The sequence below is a fragment of the Planococcus sp. TJ-201 genome (assembly GCF_058268495.1).
Genome location: NZ_JBZDOG010000001.1, coordinates 979,222 through 994,468 on the forward strand (window position 1 = coordinate 979,222; position 15,247 = coordinate 994,468).

The following is a 15,247-nucleotide window of genomic DNA, read 5'->3' on the forward strand; positions in this document are numbered from 1 at the left end:
ACTCCGTCAACCTTTCTATCTACTAAATTTAACAATCTTACGTAAACGCATTTTTATAACCTGTCACCACTATATCAAAACACACCTTTTTTTCCATCTGCTAATCGGCTCTGTTTTTTCTGGCGAAAGATATTTTCTTTTGCTTCCAACATTATGCCTGTGCCCATTACTACACATTCCATTGGATTTTCCGCGATAGAAACTGGAATTTCCAACTTCTCAGCCAGGAATCCATCCAATCCATACAGCAACGCACCGCCACCCGTCAAAATCGCACCGCTCTCAATAATATCTGAAGCCAATTCCGGCGGTGTTTTTTCCAACACCATACGGGCGGCCTCGACAATTAATTGAACAGACTCTCGTAGAGCTTTTTCAATTTCCAGTGACGTGATAGTCAGTGTTTTGGGATAACCGGTCAATATATCTCGTCCGCGTATATCCATTTCTTTTTCTTCAGTATGCTTTAACGCTGTCCCTATTTCCAGTTTAATTTTTTCAGCGGTTTTTTCACCGATTAACAGCTTATGATGTTGTTTGATGTAGCGAATAATCTGCTGATCAAACCGATCCCCCGCTATTTTAATGGTTTCACTGGTGACGATGTCTCCCATCGATAGCACAGCAACATCCGTCGTGCCACCACCAATATCAATGACCATGCTGGCACTGGGTTGATAAATATCAAGTCCTGCTCCGATAGCAGCGACTTTCGGCTCGACTTCCACATAGACTTTTTTGCCCCCCGCTTTTTCTGCTACTTCACGGATTGCATTTTGTTCAATGCTTGTGACGTTGGTCGGGCAACATATTAGAATGCGCGGCTTGGTCATAAAGCCTTTAAGTTTCAAGATGTGCATAAAATGCTTAAGCATCGCTTCGGTAACATCAAAGTCGTGGATCACGCCATCTTTTAATGGACGGACTGTCACAATATGCTTTGGCGTTCTGCCCATCATTTTGCGTGCTTCTTTTCCGACAGCTAAGACTTCATTGCTTTTCAGATCCATGGCTACTACAGAAGGTTCGTTCAAGATGATTCCCTTGCCTTTAACGTATATCAATACATTAGCTGTTCCCAGATCAATTCCAATGTCTTTAGAAAACATCAAGCCCGCACTCCTTTTAACCATTCTCCTACTTGTTCAGCAAAATATAGCTTGCTGAGTGAGGTATCTACGGCATCCTATGTATTTTGAAAAATACTCTCTTAACTGAATATTTTATCATAGTACGGATCGCATTTACAAAAATTCCTGAAATCAGGCAGTTACAAAAAAAGCTTGCAGAGCTGGTAATCAGCACTGCAAGCCCACGAAAAATGAATTAGACCAATTGTTCAACTTTCACTTCTATTTCTTCAACAGAAACACGTTCAATATCAGCGCCCAAAGCAGCCAATTTCGAATGGAAGTTAACGTAACCACGATCTAAATGATACAGTTCATTCACACGTGTGATGCCATCAGCAGCAAGTCCTGCCAAAATCAACGCCGCTGCTGCACGCAAATCTGTCGCTGCGACTTCAGCGCCTTGAAGAAGGGATGGGCCTTCCATAATCACTGAGCGGCCTTCGATTTTAACTGAAGCGTTCATCCGGCGGAATTCTTCCACGTGCATGAAACGATTTTCAAAAACGGTCTCTGTCAGAATGCCGCTACCTGTAGCAGTCAACATTAACGACATCATTTGGGACTGCATGTCTGTAGGGAATCCCGGATGCGGCATTGTTTTGATATCAATTGAACGAAGCGGACGGCTTGCGCGAACACGTAGCCCTTGATCCGTTTCCTGAATATCTACACCCATTTCACCCATTTTGGAAATTAAGGCAGCCATATGTTCTGGGACAGCGTTCTCGATGATGACATCACCTTCAGTGATAGCAGCAGCTACCATGAACGTTCCGGCTTCAACACGGTCCGGGATAATGTAATGCTCAGCACCATGCAATTCTTCGACGCCTTCAATACGCATTGTATCGGTACCTGCTCCAACTACACGTCCACCCATTTCATTGATGTAATTCGCTACATCGACGATTTCGGGTTCTTTAGCAGCATTTTCAATAAGTGTTGTGCCGTCTGCCAATGCAGCAGCCATCATAATGTTTTCAGTTGCGCCAACACTCGGAAAATCCAAGTAGATTTTCGCTCCACGTAAACGGCCATCTGTTCTTGCTTCAACAAATCCGTTTCCAAAAGTAATGCTTGCACCCATTGCTTCAAATCCTTTTAAGTGCTGATCAATTGGACGCGAACCAATGGCACAGCCACCTGGCAATGCTACACGAGCAAATCCGTTACGCGCAAGAACTGGACCCATCACCAAAATTGAAGCCCGCATCTTACGCACATACTCGAATTGTGCTTCGCTTGATAATGTAGCTGAAGAATCGATTACCATTTCGTTTTTCTCAGGGAAATAATCTACAGAAACATTCAAGCTTTTCAAGACTTCTTGAATCGTATAGACATCTGCCAAATTTGGTACTTCTTTTATGACACTTTTTCCTTTTGAAGCTAATAACGCTCCTGCCAATACTGGAAGAACTGCATTTTTAGCACCCTCAACCCGCACCTTACCTGTTAATTTCTTTCCGCCTTTTACAATGATTTGATCCACTGATATGCCCTCCATGTGTTTAATAGTCATCTATATGTATCCCATATACGTTTAAAATTTCAATGTCATTTATTAGAAACAAAACCTTTCTCATACTAACCTGTTTTTTAGTAAAAAACAAGCAACTATACTCTCATTTTGCGCTAAAAACTTCGCCAGACAGAATAATATTCGTAAAAAACATTGTCTTTGTGTCCGTCAGAGTGAAAAAAGTCACATTTTAAAATTATCCTTCTAGACCTTTTCCCCTCTAAACATCGCTTAAACATGGAAAAGAATTTTATTTCCCAGGAAATACAAACGTTGCCGTTTTGCCACGGCTATGAGCTAGCTTCAAGGGCGTGGCAAAACGGCAACCTTAAAATAAATAAGGCAATTGCCTTGACCAAGATGAAATATTTAGGAAAAAAGTAGATACCATGGTCCCGATTGCTATACTCAAAAAAATGTAAAGAATTTGCGCCTGCAGCACATGGTGCTTGTGGATCCATTTTTCAAACATTACTGCACGCATTGCGTAAAAAGCAACACCACTAAAGAAAATATGGCTGAAAATCGAAATCAAAGCTGTTTGTCCAATCATGGTTTCCATAAGATCCATCCTTTCACAAAATGGAAAAAGCGGACAAAAGTCAATTGCCCTTCTGTCCGCTTTTACTTTTGTTATTATTAGTTTCAGCGCCCAGATTCTAGGGTCATAAGCTCCACTAGCTGTGCGGCAAAGAACGCCGCTTCGCCAGTGCATCTTATGCCCGTCGAATCTACACGGGTACTTACGCTTTTCTTTAAATGTTACCCTCATAAACGTTGATACGATTCATCGCACGCTTTAACGCCAATTCTGCGCGTTTAAAGTCGATTTCATTTTTATTTGCCTGCAAAAGTGATTCTGCACGTTTAGCGGACTCCTGAGCACGTGCCAGATCGATGTCTGTTGCGCGTTCAGCCGATTGTGCAAGAATGGTCACTTTTTCAGGGCGGATTTCAAGAAATCCACCGTTTACAGCAACCAATTCTGTCGAGTTCTCTTTTTTCAATCGGACTGCACCGATTCCAAGAGGAGCGACTGTCGGAATGTGGCCGGGCATAACACCCATTTCGCCTGTTGCTGTAACTGCAATAACCATAGATACTTCTGAATCGTATACCGGGCCGTCGGGAGTGACAATATTGACTGTAATGGTCTTCATTTTTTTCCCTCCTGGTCCCTGGTTTTAGACTTCTACGCCCATGCCTTTTGCTTTTGCAATAACATCTTCAATGCGTCCGACCAAACGGAAAGCATCTTCTGGCAAGTGGTCATATTTTCCATCAAGAATTTCTCTGAACCCTTTGATCGTTTCTTGAACAGGAACATAAGAACCTTTTTGGCCAGTGAACTGTTCAGCAACGTGGAAGTTCTGAGAAAGGAAGTTTTGGACACGGCGTGCACGGTTAACCGTCAGCTTGTCTTCGTCACTTAACTCGTCCATACCAAGGATTGCAATGATGTCCTGTAATTCCTTGTAGCGCTGAAGCGTTTCTTGAACTTCACGTGAGATGTTGTAATGCTCCAGGCCAACAATTTCAGGTGACAATGCACGTGAAGTTGAAGCCAGAGGATCTACCGCTGGGTAGATACCCATCTCAGAAAGTTTACGTTCAAGGTTAGTTGTTGCATCCAAGTGAGCGAACGTTGTAGCCGGAGCCGGATCCGTATAGTCATCGGCTGGCACATAAATCGCCTGGATTGACGTTACAGAACCCGTGCTTGTTGTTGTAATACGTTCCTGCAATTGGCCCATTTCAGTCGCAAGTGTTGGCTGGTAACCAACGGCAGATGGCATACGGCCAAGAAGTGCCGATACCTCAGAACCTGCTTGCGTGTAACGATAAATATTATCGATGAACAGGAGTACATCCGCGCCTTGTTCGTCACGGAAATATTCAGCCATTGTCAAAGCAGACAAAGCAACACGCATACGTGCGCCCGGCGGCTCGTTCATTTGGCCGAAGACCATCGCCGTTTTCTTAATAACGCCAGAATCGCTCATCTCGTGGAATAAGTCATTTCCTTCACGTGTACGCTCACCAACACCGGCGAATACTGAAAGACCGCCGTGCTCTTGAGCAATGTTGTTGATCAATTCTTGGATAAGAACTGTTTTACCTACACCGGCACCACCGAAGAGACCGATTTTACCACCTTTGATGTAAGGGGCAAGCAAGTCAACAACTTTGATACCTGTTTCAAGAATTTCAACTTCTGTGGAAAGATGTTCGAATGTAGGTGCTAAGCGGTGAATCGGATCACGGCGCTCTGTAGCAGGAATCTCTTCCCCTAAATCGATAATTTCACCAAGTACGTTGAATACGCGGCCCAATGTTGCTTCTCCAACTGGAACAGTAATAGCGCTGCCCAAATCGGTTACAACCGACCCACGCTGCAATCCATCAGTGGATTCCATCGCGATTGTACGGACTGAATCATCACCAAGGTGAAGAGCCACTTCAAGCGTCAAAACGACTTGAGCTTGTCCGGGACGATCAATATTTACAGTTAGGGCGTTGTAGATAGCTGGAAGTTGGCCATTAGCGAACTTGATATCTACAACCGGTCCCATAACTTGAAGAACGTGTCCTGTGTTCATGCTGTTCCCTCCTGTCTTACTTTTTTAAAACTCCCTATCAGGGATGTTTGAAATTTATAGATTAGCAAACTTTAGTGCCCATCTGCATGGGCACTTCCATTTTTTATTCTAACGCAGCTGCTCCGCCGACAATCTCAGAGATTTCCTGAGTGATTGCCGCTTGGCGGGCACGGTTGTACTGAAGTGTCAATCCGCCAATTAAATCAGACGCATTGTCGGTCGCGCTCTTCATTGCTGTCATAGATGCAGCATGTTCACTCGCTTTGCCGTCAAGAAGGGCCCCAAAGATCAAGCTTTCTGCGTATTGTGGAAGAAGAACTTCCAAAATCGCTTCTGCTGAAGGGTCAAACTCGTAAGATGCAGTAGACCCTGTCGGTTGAATATCCGTCAGCGGCAAGACTTTTGTCTCTGTGACTTCTTGTTGAATAGCTGAAACAAAGTGATTGTAATACATATAAACTTCGTCATACGTACCATCTGAGAACATACCAACAGCTTTGCGCGTTATTTCTTTGATATCCGAAAACGTCGGATGGTCCGGAAGCGCAATTGCACTTTCAAGAATGGTCATTCCCTGTTTTGTAAAGAATTCCTTCCCTTTCCGGCCGACACTCAGGATAACAAAGTCGTCATTGGACGTATGTCGTTCACGGATTTTGCTCATGACAGTACGAAGAATATTACTGTTATATCCACCTACAAGGCCACGATCCGATGTAATCACTAAATAAGCGGTTTTCTTCACAGGGCGCGCAATCATCATCGGATTGCTGGTGTCCGAAGACCCAGCTGCGATGGATGCTACTACATCCTGGATTTTGTCCATGTAGGGAACGAACGCTTTCGCATTCACTTCCGCACGGCTTAATTTAGATGCAGAAACCATTTGCATGGCTCGTGTAATCTGGCTCGTTTTCTTAGTCGACGTAATTCGTGTTTTTATATCGCGTAAAGATGCCACTGGTATTTCACCACCTTATTATTTTTTCTTCATATTCGAACCCGGTATTACCTTGCTTTAACGGACAGTATGTCTCCCGCATTGACATGCAGGAGATGGACTGACCGTTAAAGTCCGATTGGATCAACTAGCATTCAGCGGATTAAAACTCCTACTGAATCCAGTTTCTCTTTACTCTGATTTTGCGAATGTGCGTTTGAATTCGTTGATCGCTGCACCAAATGCGTCATCAGCAGGTAAACCTTGAGTTGTACGAATAGTATCCAAAATTTCTGTGTGGTTATTATCCAACCAGCTTGTCAATTCAGCTTCAAAGCGAGAAATGTCGTTAAGAGCGATGTCGTCAAGGAATCCACGAGTCAACGCATAGAAAATAACAACTTGTTTTTCAACTTTGATCGGGTTGTTCAAGTCCTGTTTCAAGACTTCAACCGTACGTTTCCCACGCTCGATTTTCGCAGCAGTTGCAGCATCAAGATCTGAGCCGAACTGAGAGAATGATTCAAGTTCACGGAAAGAAGCCAAGTCAAGACGCAATGTACCCGCAACTTTTTTCATTGCTTTGATCTGAGCTGAACCACCAACACGTGATACAGAAAGACCCGCGTTGATCGCTGGGCGTACACCGGAGAAGAATAGATCCGATTGAAGGAAGATCTGGCCATCCGTGATCGAGATAACGTTTGTTGGAATATATGCAGAGATATCGCCAGCCTGCGTTTCAACGAACGGCAATGCTGTGATTGATCCTGCTCCAAGAGTTTCGTTCAACTTCGCAGCACGTTCAAGCAACCGTGAGTGCAAGTAGAAGACATCCCCTGGATAAGCTTCACGGCCTGGTGGACGACGAAGCAATAGTGAAAGTTCGCGGTAAGCAGATGCTTGTTTTGTTAAATCATCATAGACGATCAACACGTGCTTGCCTTCAAACATGAATTCCTCAGCCATTGTGATACCTGCATAAGGAGCAAGGAACAACAATGGAGCTGGCTGTGAAGCCGAAGCAGTTACAACGATTGTGTAATCAAGTGCTCCGTTTTTACGGAAAGTTTCTACTACGTTACGAACAGTAGATTCTTTTTGTCCGATTGCAACATAGATACAGATCATGTCTTGGTCAGATTGGTTCAAGATCGTATCGATTGCTACAGAAGTTTTACCTGTCTGGCGGTCACCGATGATCAATTCACGCTGTCCACGGCCGATTGGCACAAGTGCATCAATCGCTTTGATACCTGTTTGAAGTGGTTCATGAACCGATTTACGGGCCATAACCCCTTGTGCAGGGCTTTCAATTGGACGTGATTTTGTCGTGTTGATTGGTCCAAGACCGTCAACAGGCTGTCCAAGTGGATTTACTACGCGTCCGATAAGTTCATGTCCTACCGGTACTTCCATAATGCGGCCAGTTCGACGTACTTCATCGCCTTCTTTAATGTCTGTGTAAGGGCCAAGGATAATGATACCAACATTGTTGGCTTCCAAGTTTTGCGCCATACCAAGGACACCATTTGAGAACTCTACAAGTTCTCCAGCCATGATGTTGTCGAGGCCATGAGCGCGCGCGATACCATCACCAATGGTGATTACTGTACCAACGTCGTCAACTTTCATCTCTGATTGATAATTTTCAATCTGTTGTTTGATCAGACCGCTGATTTCTTCAGCTTTGATGCTCATGTATGTCACCCTCTCATAATTTCATAAATTAACCGATTAATTGACGCTGCAGTCGTGCCAACTTTGTGCTCACGCTGCTGTCGTAAATGCGGTTTCCGATTTGAAGACGCAATCCGCCGATTAACGATGGATCGATAATGTTTTCAATTCGTAACGATTGTTTGCCAATTTTGTTTGCAAACACAGTAGAAATGGATACGCGTTCTTCTTCAGTCAAAGGACGTGTTGAATAAACTTTTGCATCTTCGATTCCCTGTGCATTGTTGGATAAAGCAATAAACTCGTCAGCCAGTGAGCCGACTTCGTCCATACGTTTGCGTTCTGCCATCAATTGAAGTGTGTTTAAGACAAACGGATTTGCCCCAACGAATACTTCATTGATTAGATTTGTTCTCTTATCGGCTGAAAGTTTTGGAGAAACAATCAAGTTGTAAAGTTCCGGAGTCATTTTAAAGACTTTTTTCACTTCACGAAGATCTTGTTCGACTTCCAAAGACGTTCCATGCTTTTGAGCGACTTGGAACAATGCTAGAGCGTAGCGTTCTGCAACTTGACTCACTGAACTTCGCCTGCCTTCGCAATCGTTTCGTTAATCAACTGACGGTTGTCTTCCTCAGAGATTTCTTTTTCAAGCACTTTCGTAGCAGCAAGCAATGACAACGCCACAACTTCTTCACGAACAGCTGAAATAGCTTTATCTCTTTCGTTGGCAATTTCCTGTACCGCAGCATCTTTCATGCGGCCAGACTCGGCACGCGCTGTTGTAATGATTTCTTCACGCGAAACTTCGCCTTGCTTTTTAGCATTTTCGACGATTTCTTGTGCTTGCGTACGCGCATCTTTAAGAAGGCTGCGCTGCTCTTCAAGCAATTTATGTGATTCCAGACGGCTGTTTTCAGCAGTTTCGATTTCACTCTTGATCAAATCTTCGCGCTGCTGCATTACGCCCATCAAAGGGCCCCATGCGAACTTCTTCAAAAGCAACATTAGCAATATGAAGATAACAAGTGTAGCGAGAATGTCTCCAGTGTTCAAAAACTCCCCGGTTGCACCGAGTACTAGGTGATCAAAAAACACGATTGTTTCACTCCCTTCAAGAGCCTAAAATACAATTTCTTCTATAGTAAGATCTTTATCTGTTGTAAGATGAATTTTCAAATGAAAATGGGTTCATACAAGTTTAAATGGCGAAAACCATATCGAAGCATCCCCACCATTTAACTTTTTGTATAAAAATACTATTGGTTCATAACGATGAACGCGATAACTACAGCGATGATTGGCAATGCCTCAACCAATGCAACACCGATGAACATTGTTGTTTGTAGAACGCCGCGAGCTTCTGGCTGGCGTGCGATACCTTCAACTGTTTTTGAAACGATAAGTCCGTTACCGATACCTGCACCTAGTGCTGCTAAACCTACTGCGATTGCTGCTGCTAATAAACCTAATGAACCTGTCATTGTAATGTGTCCTCCTCAGGATAGTTGTTTTTTTGTTTGCTCGATGAGCAGTTTATACTCAATGGTCGTCGGCAACTTTATGCGATAAATAAACCATTGTCAACATAACGAAAATAAACGCTTGGATTGCCCCGATAAAGATCGAGAACCCTTGCCATAACATCATTGGCAAGATGCCTGCTGCAAATCCAAAAATACTTGCTGATGCGAGGCCTGCCAACAAAGTCAGCAAGATTTCCCCCGCATAGATGTTACCGTAAAGACGCAGACCGAGTGTCAGCGTATTTGCGAATTCCTCAATGACTTTCAACGGGAATAAGAATGGCATCGGCTTGATGTAGCCCGCTGAATATTCTTTTAGTCCCTTCAACTTGATACCATAATAATGGCTCAAGATGAGTACCATTGCGGCTAATGTCATCGCTACTGTCGGATCAGCTGTTGGTGATTTCCACCAAAGATCTCCGTTGACGACTATTGCAAATGGAAGCCCTAACATATTCGAAACAAAAATGAACATGATCAGAGTGATTCCAAGAACATGGAATCGGCCACCATCTCTCCAATCCATATTGCTGTTGATAATCCCTTTCACGAAATCCATGATCCATTCCATGAAGTTCTGCATGCCCGTTGGTTTGAGCTGCAAATTCCGTGTAGCGATAAAAGCAATAAGGAAGACGATAAGAGCGGCTACAAGTAGCATCATAACGTTGGATAGGTTAAACCAGATCCCGAACACCTCGAGCATAGGAGCGCCATGATCCACGATAGTTTCACCTCTCTTTCCACATTGTTAATGGTGTTTCACGTGATACACAATCCGCTCTGTTAACAATAGAGCGTAAGGGACCATCAACCCAATTACTGTACTGACCAAGTGAATGTGCTCTGCGAATAAAATAGCAATCGCCACAGCTGCAACACCTGATGCAAACCGTAATGCCGTTCCAAGCGAACGAACTTTCGAGCCTTCAGCCACCGCTCGGTCGAATTTCTCCATCCGTCGAACCAAAATCCACATGTTGTAAATGCCGAACAAAGTTCCGATTATGAGGCCCGCGAACACTTCTTGATAAGGGGTAAACCCCCAACCAATAACGTAGAACGCCAAGATGAACAAGATCATCTTTTTCAGCCTGGTATATATCTCCCTAAGTCCATCCATTTTACTTGTCTCCTGATTCGAATTTGCGGACAGTCTGAAGCATTGCCCAAACACCGGCAGTGATGCCTATGAATAGGCAGATGATCATGAAAAACGGGGCGGTTCCGAGCCTCTCATCGAGCCACATGCCTGCAAATATCCCGATGAGAACGGACCCGACAAGTTGTGAGAGGATGGCACTGTAAATTGCCATCGCTTGTAAGGGGCTTTTTGTTGGGCGCATGATAACCCCCTCGAACTTCGTTGATTTGACATTAAACCCTCAAAAAGAGCAGTCGCATCAGGCTTCCAAAACCACATAATCTATGTAAGAAAACCTTCTCATGCATACCCTTTGTAAGCATACATTAGGGGTAAAATCATGTCAATTAGTAGAAGTGAAAAACTTCACAAGCGATTTTCCTCTGACATATTGTTGACAAACTTTGAGAAAAATGTCCAATGGGCTATTTTTTATTTTACAGTTTAGAAAAATAAGCATGAAGCGCTTCGACAATTCGGATAGATGCTTTGCCGTCTCCGTATGGATTGGATGCTTGAGACATCGACTTGTAAGCTGCCTCATCTGTCAGCAATTCCTTGGCCATCCCGTAAATTGTTTCTTCATCTGTTCCCGCAAGCTTCAAGGTTCCGGCAGCGATGCCTTCAGGACGCTCTGTCGTATCGCGAAGCACCAAAACCGGCTTGCCGAGTGAAGGCGCTTCTTCCTGAATTCCACCTGAATCGGTCAAAATAAAGAACGAGCGTGCTGCGAAGTTATGGAAGTCCAACACTTCCAGTGGTTCGATCAAATGAATTCGCGGATCACGGCCCAATACTTCATCTGCCACTTCACGCACAGCCGGATTCATATGAACCGGGTATACCACTTGAATGTCATCATGTTCTTCAATCAGACGTTTGATGGCACGGAACATATTGCGCATGGGTTGCCCCAGATTTTCACGGCGATGTGCTGTCAACAAGATCATGCGGTCAGTGCCGATTTTCTCCAAGATGGGATGTGTATACGTTTCACGCACTGTTGTCTGAAGCGCATCAATGGCCGTATTCCCAGTAATGTAGATGGTTTCTGCCTTTTTGTTTTCATCGAGCAGGTTTTGAGCTGATTTTTCAGTTGGTGAAAAATGAATATCTGCCATGACTCCCGTCAACTGACGGTTCATTTCTTCAGGGTAGGGCGAATATTTATTGTGCGTACGCAATCCAGCTTCCACATGTCCTACCGCAACCTGATTGTAAAAAGCGGCAAGGCTGGCAGCAAACGTCGTTGTTGTATCGCCATGTACCAGCACAATATCCGGTTTCGCTTCTTTCATAATCACATCAAGACCTTGCATTGCCCGCATGGTTACATCCGTCAATGTTTGGCGATCTTTCATGATGTTCAGATCGAAATCCGGCGTGATTTTGAACGTTTCCAGCACCTGGTCCAGCATTTCGCGGTGCTGTGCCGTTACCGTTACCAAAGGTTCGATGGTTTCAGGATATTTCTGAAGCTCCAGAACAAGCGGCGCCATTTTAATGGCTTCTGGACGCGTGCCAAATATCGTCATTACTTTCCATTTTTTCGTCAAGCTGATATACCTCGCTCTCTTATTTTGTTCCGAACAATCGGTCTCCAGCATCTCCAAGACCTGGAACAATATATCCTTTTTCATTTAATTTCTCATCCAATGCCGCAATGTAAATATCCACGTCGGGATGTGCTTTTTGAAGTGCTTCTACCCCTTCAGGAGCAGCAATGATGCACATAAAACGAATTTTCGTAGCCCCTCGTTTTTTCATGGAGTTGACCGCTTCAATTGCTGATCCGCCTGTAGCAAGCATCGGGTCGACAACGATAAAGTCGCGTTCTTGAACGTCGGATGGCAATTTCAAATAGTACTCAACCGGCTGCAGTGTTACAGGATCACGGTACAAACCGATATGTCCCACTTTAGCGGCTGGAATCAGCTTTAAGATTCCATCAACCATGCCGATGCCAGCGCGCAAAATTGGCACAACACCCAACTTTTTCCCGGCAAGAACTTTTGACTTCGCCATTTGAACTGGCGTCTCCACTTCGATTTCCTCTAAAGGCAAGTCGCGGGTGATTTCAAACGCCATCAATGTTGCAATTTCATCGACCAACTCGCGGAACTCTTTCGTACCTGTAGACTTATCACGGATGTACGTCAGTTTGTGCTGAATCAGCGGGTGATCAAAAACGTATACTTTTCCCATGGCCTATCTCTCCTTTTCAAACATTATCTTAAATAGTATAACAGAAAATCAGTGCTTCAAGTTGTCAGAACCCGCTTTGGTACTATTCAGTTATTTCCGCCTATAGTTTATTTCTCCAAAGAAAAAAACCGGGAAGTATTTTCCCCGGCTTTGTTTTAGTGCAAAGAACTTCAAGAAATATTTCTCTTTTCATTCTTTGCTAGAGTGTTGCTGTGCTTTCACTACCCTTACAAAAAAAATGCTTCGTTCAATGGCATTGGTTTGTAAAACAGGTAGCCTTGCCCGACTTTGCAGCCTAGCGCTAACAATGTCTGGCGATCCCCCTCTTCCTCAATGCCTTCAGCCACTGCCTGCATGTTCAAATTTTCGGCAAGCTGAATAATGGTTCGAATGATGGCCAAGGTTCCTGGCTCACTCATATTCGATATAAACGAACGATCAATTTTTAATTCTTCTACAGGCAGTTTCTGCAAGTAGCTAAGCGATGAGTAGCCTGTTCCAAAATCATCAATTGATGTTGTAAAACCGGAATGTTTCAAGTGCTTGAATACTTTATTGGCTGTCTCGATATCCACAAATCCGATTCGCTCGGTAATTTCCAACTGAATCCATTGTGGATCAATGCCGTACTTTGCAGTCATGTCCATTAAATTCGGCACAAAAGAATGATGGAAAAAATGATCTGCAGAGATATTGATGGCCACTTGCCGAAGTTTTAAGCCTTGATCCGCTCTTTTTTTCTGCCATTTCAATACGAGCTCCAGAACATTTTGCTCTAGGAAACGTATTTTGCCGTTTTTTTCTGCTGCCGGGATAAAGACATCCGGAGGAATAATGCCCAATTCCGGTGATGTCCATCTGGCCAACGCTTCAAAACTTAAGATGTCACCGCTTGCCAAGTCAACTTTCGGCTGCAGGTAGACGCCGACTTCATTGCGCCGGAGTGCGGCCGTTAATTCATTGGCTACACGCAAATCTTTCATCATGAACTCATCATATTCACTTTCAAAATAACAAATGGCTTCCCCTGTCCGAAGCTTGGCCTGTGACAACGCACTGTCCGCACAGCGAATCAATTCTTCGGAATCCTGCTGATGCGGCGTCACAATTGCCACACCCACTTTCAAAGTGAGAAACAACTCCATATCTCCAACCGTAATCGGTTCGACCAAGCTTTGCAATAGATGCTCCAAATATTCCGGAATTCTCGTAAAAGGCGTCATACTATACATGGCCAATGTAGAATCCGAAAAGCGGGCAATTAATCCACTTGAAGAATTCTTGGACATCATCAATCGTTTGCCAATTTCATGCAAAATGGTATCTCCCGCCTGATGGCCATATTGATCGACCATTTTGACATACTCATCTGTTGAAAGAAAAGCGACGAACCCCTCTTTTCTCTCTTCCAATAATTCCACGATTTCATTTTTGAAATAATTTCTGTTTGGCAGATCCGTATTTTCGTCTATATAGGCTAACCGCAAAATTTCTTCCTGTTGCTGTGAATACTTGATGGCCAACGAAGCAATCGATGTTACTTCCTCCATAAACGCCAAATCTTTTTCATGGGGTACTGATGTTGCTGGAAAATAAATGCCGAAAGAGCCGAAAGCGGTTCCTTCTACACTCATGATTGGAATGGACCAGCTTGATACCAGTTTGTAGTCGTCCACCAAATGCTGATGATTTCGCCATAAATAACTTGTACTGATATCCTCTACCACTACCGGCTTTTGCTGATAAAACGCTGCTCCACAGCTGCCGGCATCTTCCTGAACCTCGCTGCCATTAACAGCATCAAGAAAGCCTTTAGGCATGGAATTCGCAGCCCCTACTTTGTAACGCGATGCTTCGTCGACCAATAAAACGGTACATTTTGCGCCGTCAATAAAAAACGATTCAGCGGTGTTGCAGACGTTCTGCAACAACACGCTCAACATATGGCCTTTTTCAATTCCCGTATAGGTTTCTTTCTGAAGCTTGATCAGCGCTTCTGCGCGTTTGCGATCGGTAATGTCATGTTGCAGCATCAACGTAAATTTTAAATTTTTCTCTGGAAATGCCAAAGGTTGAATCGTTATTTCATTCCAAAAAGGGGTACCGTTTTTTCGGTAGTTAACAATTTCAACGATTCCGCTTTTTCCGGCATCTACACAAGCACGTACGGTTTTCGCTGCTTTTTCAGCTGTTTTTTCACCATGCAAAAAGCAGCCGTTTCGTCCAAGTGTTTCCGCTTCGCTGTAACCAATCATTTTGTAAAAAGCTTTGTTGGCGTAAACAATGGGTTGTTTTTCCATTTCCGAATTGATGACCAAAAACGATGTATGGAATTCAACACCAAGACGGCGCAGCCACTCCATGATTGCTTTCTTATCTCTCTTTAGTTCATGCGTGTGCATACGACGCGTCCCTCCAATGTGTTCTATGTATAAGTCAAATGAGTTGAAACATGTTTCTCTACATCGCTTTAGTTATTCGAGCTGCAGTGCTA

General features: G+C 43.9%; 16 protein-coding genes. All 16 read right to left on the reverse strand.

All coding sequences use genetic code 11. The annotated features are described in order from the left end of the window. Nucleotides 1-74: 74 nt before the first annotated feature. The 16 genes from AC4EG4_RS04945 to AC4EG4_RS05020 all read right to left on the reverse strand — a co-directional run bounded on the left by AC4EG4_RS04945 (nucleotide 75) and on the right by AC4EG4_RS05020 (nucleotide 15,155). Nucleotides 75-1,109: a rod shape-determining protein gene (locus AC4EG4_RS04945; protein ID WP_490987098.1), complete on the reverse strand. Its 1,035-nt coding sequence runs from the start codon at nucleotides 1,107-1,109 to the stop codon at nucleotides 75-77. A gap of 217 nt (nucleotides 1,110-1,326) precedes the next feature. After that, the gene (murA, locus tag AC4EG4_RS04950) at nucleotides 1,327-2,625 is read right to left on the reverse strand and encodes a UDP-N-acetylglucosamine 1-carboxyvinyltransferase (RefSeq protein WP_490977406.1); all 1,299 of its coding nucleotides are present in this window, start codon (nucleotides 2,623-2,625) and stop codon (nucleotides 1,327-1,329) included. Between the two features lie 358 nt (nucleotides 2,626-2,983). Further along, entirely contained in the window at nucleotides 2,984-3,217 is a 234-nt protein-coding gene (locus AC4EG4_RS04955; RefSeq protein ID WP_490977405.1) for a DUF1146 family protein, read from the reverse strand. Nucleotides 3,218-3,410: 193 nt separating this feature from the next. Then, nucleotides 3,411-3,815 carry a F0F1 ATP synthase subunit epsilon gene (locus AC4EG4_RS04960; protein ID WP_490977404.1) on the reverse strand — a complete coding sequence of 135 codons (405 nt, stop codon included), beginning with the start codon at nucleotides 3,813-3,815 and terminating at the stop codon, nucleotides 3,411-3,413. Nucleotides 3,816-3,839: 24 nt separating this feature from the next. After that, on the reverse strand, nucleotides 3,840-5,255 hold the full coding sequence (gene atpD, locus AC4EG4_RS04965) for a F0F1 ATP synthase subunit beta (protein WP_490977403.1): 1,416 nt from the start codon (nucleotides 5,253-5,255) through the stop codon (nucleotides 3,840-3,842). A 103-nt stretch (nucleotides 5,256-5,358) separates the two neighbouring features. Further along, nucleotides 5,359-6,216 (reverse strand): ATP synthase F1 subunit gamma, encoded by an 858-nt coding sequence (gene atpG / locus AC4EG4_RS04970; protein WP_490977402.1) that lies wholly within the window; start codon nucleotides 6,214-6,216, stop codon nucleotides 5,359-5,361. A 171-nt stretch (nucleotides 6,217-6,387) separates the two neighbouring features. Then, entirely contained in the window at nucleotides 6,388-7,896 is a 1,509-nt protein-coding gene (gene atpA / locus AC4EG4_RS04975) for a F0F1 ATP synthase subunit alpha (RefSeq protein ID WP_490977401.1), read from the reverse strand. Between the two features lie 28 nt (nucleotides 7,897-7,924). Continuing rightward, complete coding sequence (locus tag AC4EG4_RS04980) at nucleotides 7,925-8,455, reverse strand: F0F1 ATP synthase subunit delta (protein ID WP_490977400.1); 531 nt, start codon at nucleotides 8,453-8,455, stop codon at nucleotides 7,925-7,927. Continuing rightward, a complete protein-coding gene (atpF, locus tag AC4EG4_RS04985; RefSeq protein ID WP_490977399.1) occupies nucleotides 8,452-8,973 on the reverse strand; it encodes a F0F1 ATP synthase subunit B in 522 nt (173 codons plus the stop codon). Before atpF ends, AC4EG4_RS04980 begins: the two co-directional genes overlap by 4 nt. A gap of 161 nt (nucleotides 8,974-9,134) precedes the next feature. Continuing rightward, nucleotides 9,135-9,359 carry a F0F1 ATP synthase subunit C gene (atpE, locus tag AC4EG4_RS04990; protein WP_006829234.1) on the reverse strand — a complete coding sequence of 75 codons (225 nt, stop codon included), beginning with the start codon at nucleotides 9,357-9,359 and terminating at the stop codon, nucleotides 9,135-9,137. 58 nt (nucleotides 9,360-9,417) lie between these two features. Continuing rightward, complete coding sequence (gene atpB, locus AC4EG4_RS04995; RefSeq protein WP_490977398.1) at nucleotides 9,418-10,128, reverse strand: F0F1 ATP synthase subunit A; 711 nt, start codon at nucleotides 10,126-10,128, stop codon at nucleotides 9,418-9,420. A 27-nt stretch (nucleotides 10,129-10,155) separates the two neighbouring features. Next, complete coding sequence (locus tag AC4EG4_RS05000) at nucleotides 10,156-10,527, reverse strand: ATP synthase subunit I (protein WP_490977397.1); 372 nt, start codon at nucleotides 10,525-10,527, stop codon at nucleotides 10,156-10,158. 1 nt (nucleotide 10,528) lies between these two features. Then, a complete protein-coding gene (locus AC4EG4_RS05005) occupies nucleotides 10,529-10,750 on the reverse strand; it encodes an AtpZ/AtpI family protein (RefSeq protein ID WP_490977396.1) in 222 nt (73 codons plus the stop codon). Nucleotides 10,751-10,985: 235 nt separating this feature from the next. Continuing rightward, the gene (wecB, locus tag AC4EG4_RS05010; protein ID WP_490977919.1) at nucleotides 10,986-12,104 is read right to left on the reverse strand and encodes a non-hydrolyzing UDP-N-acetylglucosamine 2-epimerase; all 1,119 of its coding nucleotides are present in this window, start codon (nucleotides 12,102-12,104) and stop codon (nucleotides 10,986-10,988) included. A gap of 19 nt (nucleotides 12,105-12,123) precedes the next feature. Then, on the reverse strand, nucleotides 12,124-12,753 hold the full coding sequence (gene upp / locus AC4EG4_RS05015) for a uracil phosphoribosyltransferase (protein WP_490977395.1): 630 nt from the start codon (nucleotides 12,751-12,753) through the stop codon (nucleotides 12,124-12,126). 227 nt (nucleotides 12,754-12,980) lie between these two features. After that, nucleotides 12,981-15,155 carry a bifunctional diguanylate cyclase/phosphodiesterase gene (locus AC4EG4_RS05020; protein ID WP_490977394.1) on the reverse strand — a complete coding sequence of 725 codons (2,175 nt, stop codon included), beginning with the start codon at nucleotides 15,153-15,155 and terminating at the stop codon, nucleotides 12,981-12,983. Between the last annotated feature and the right edge of the window lie 92 nt (nucleotides 15,156-15,247).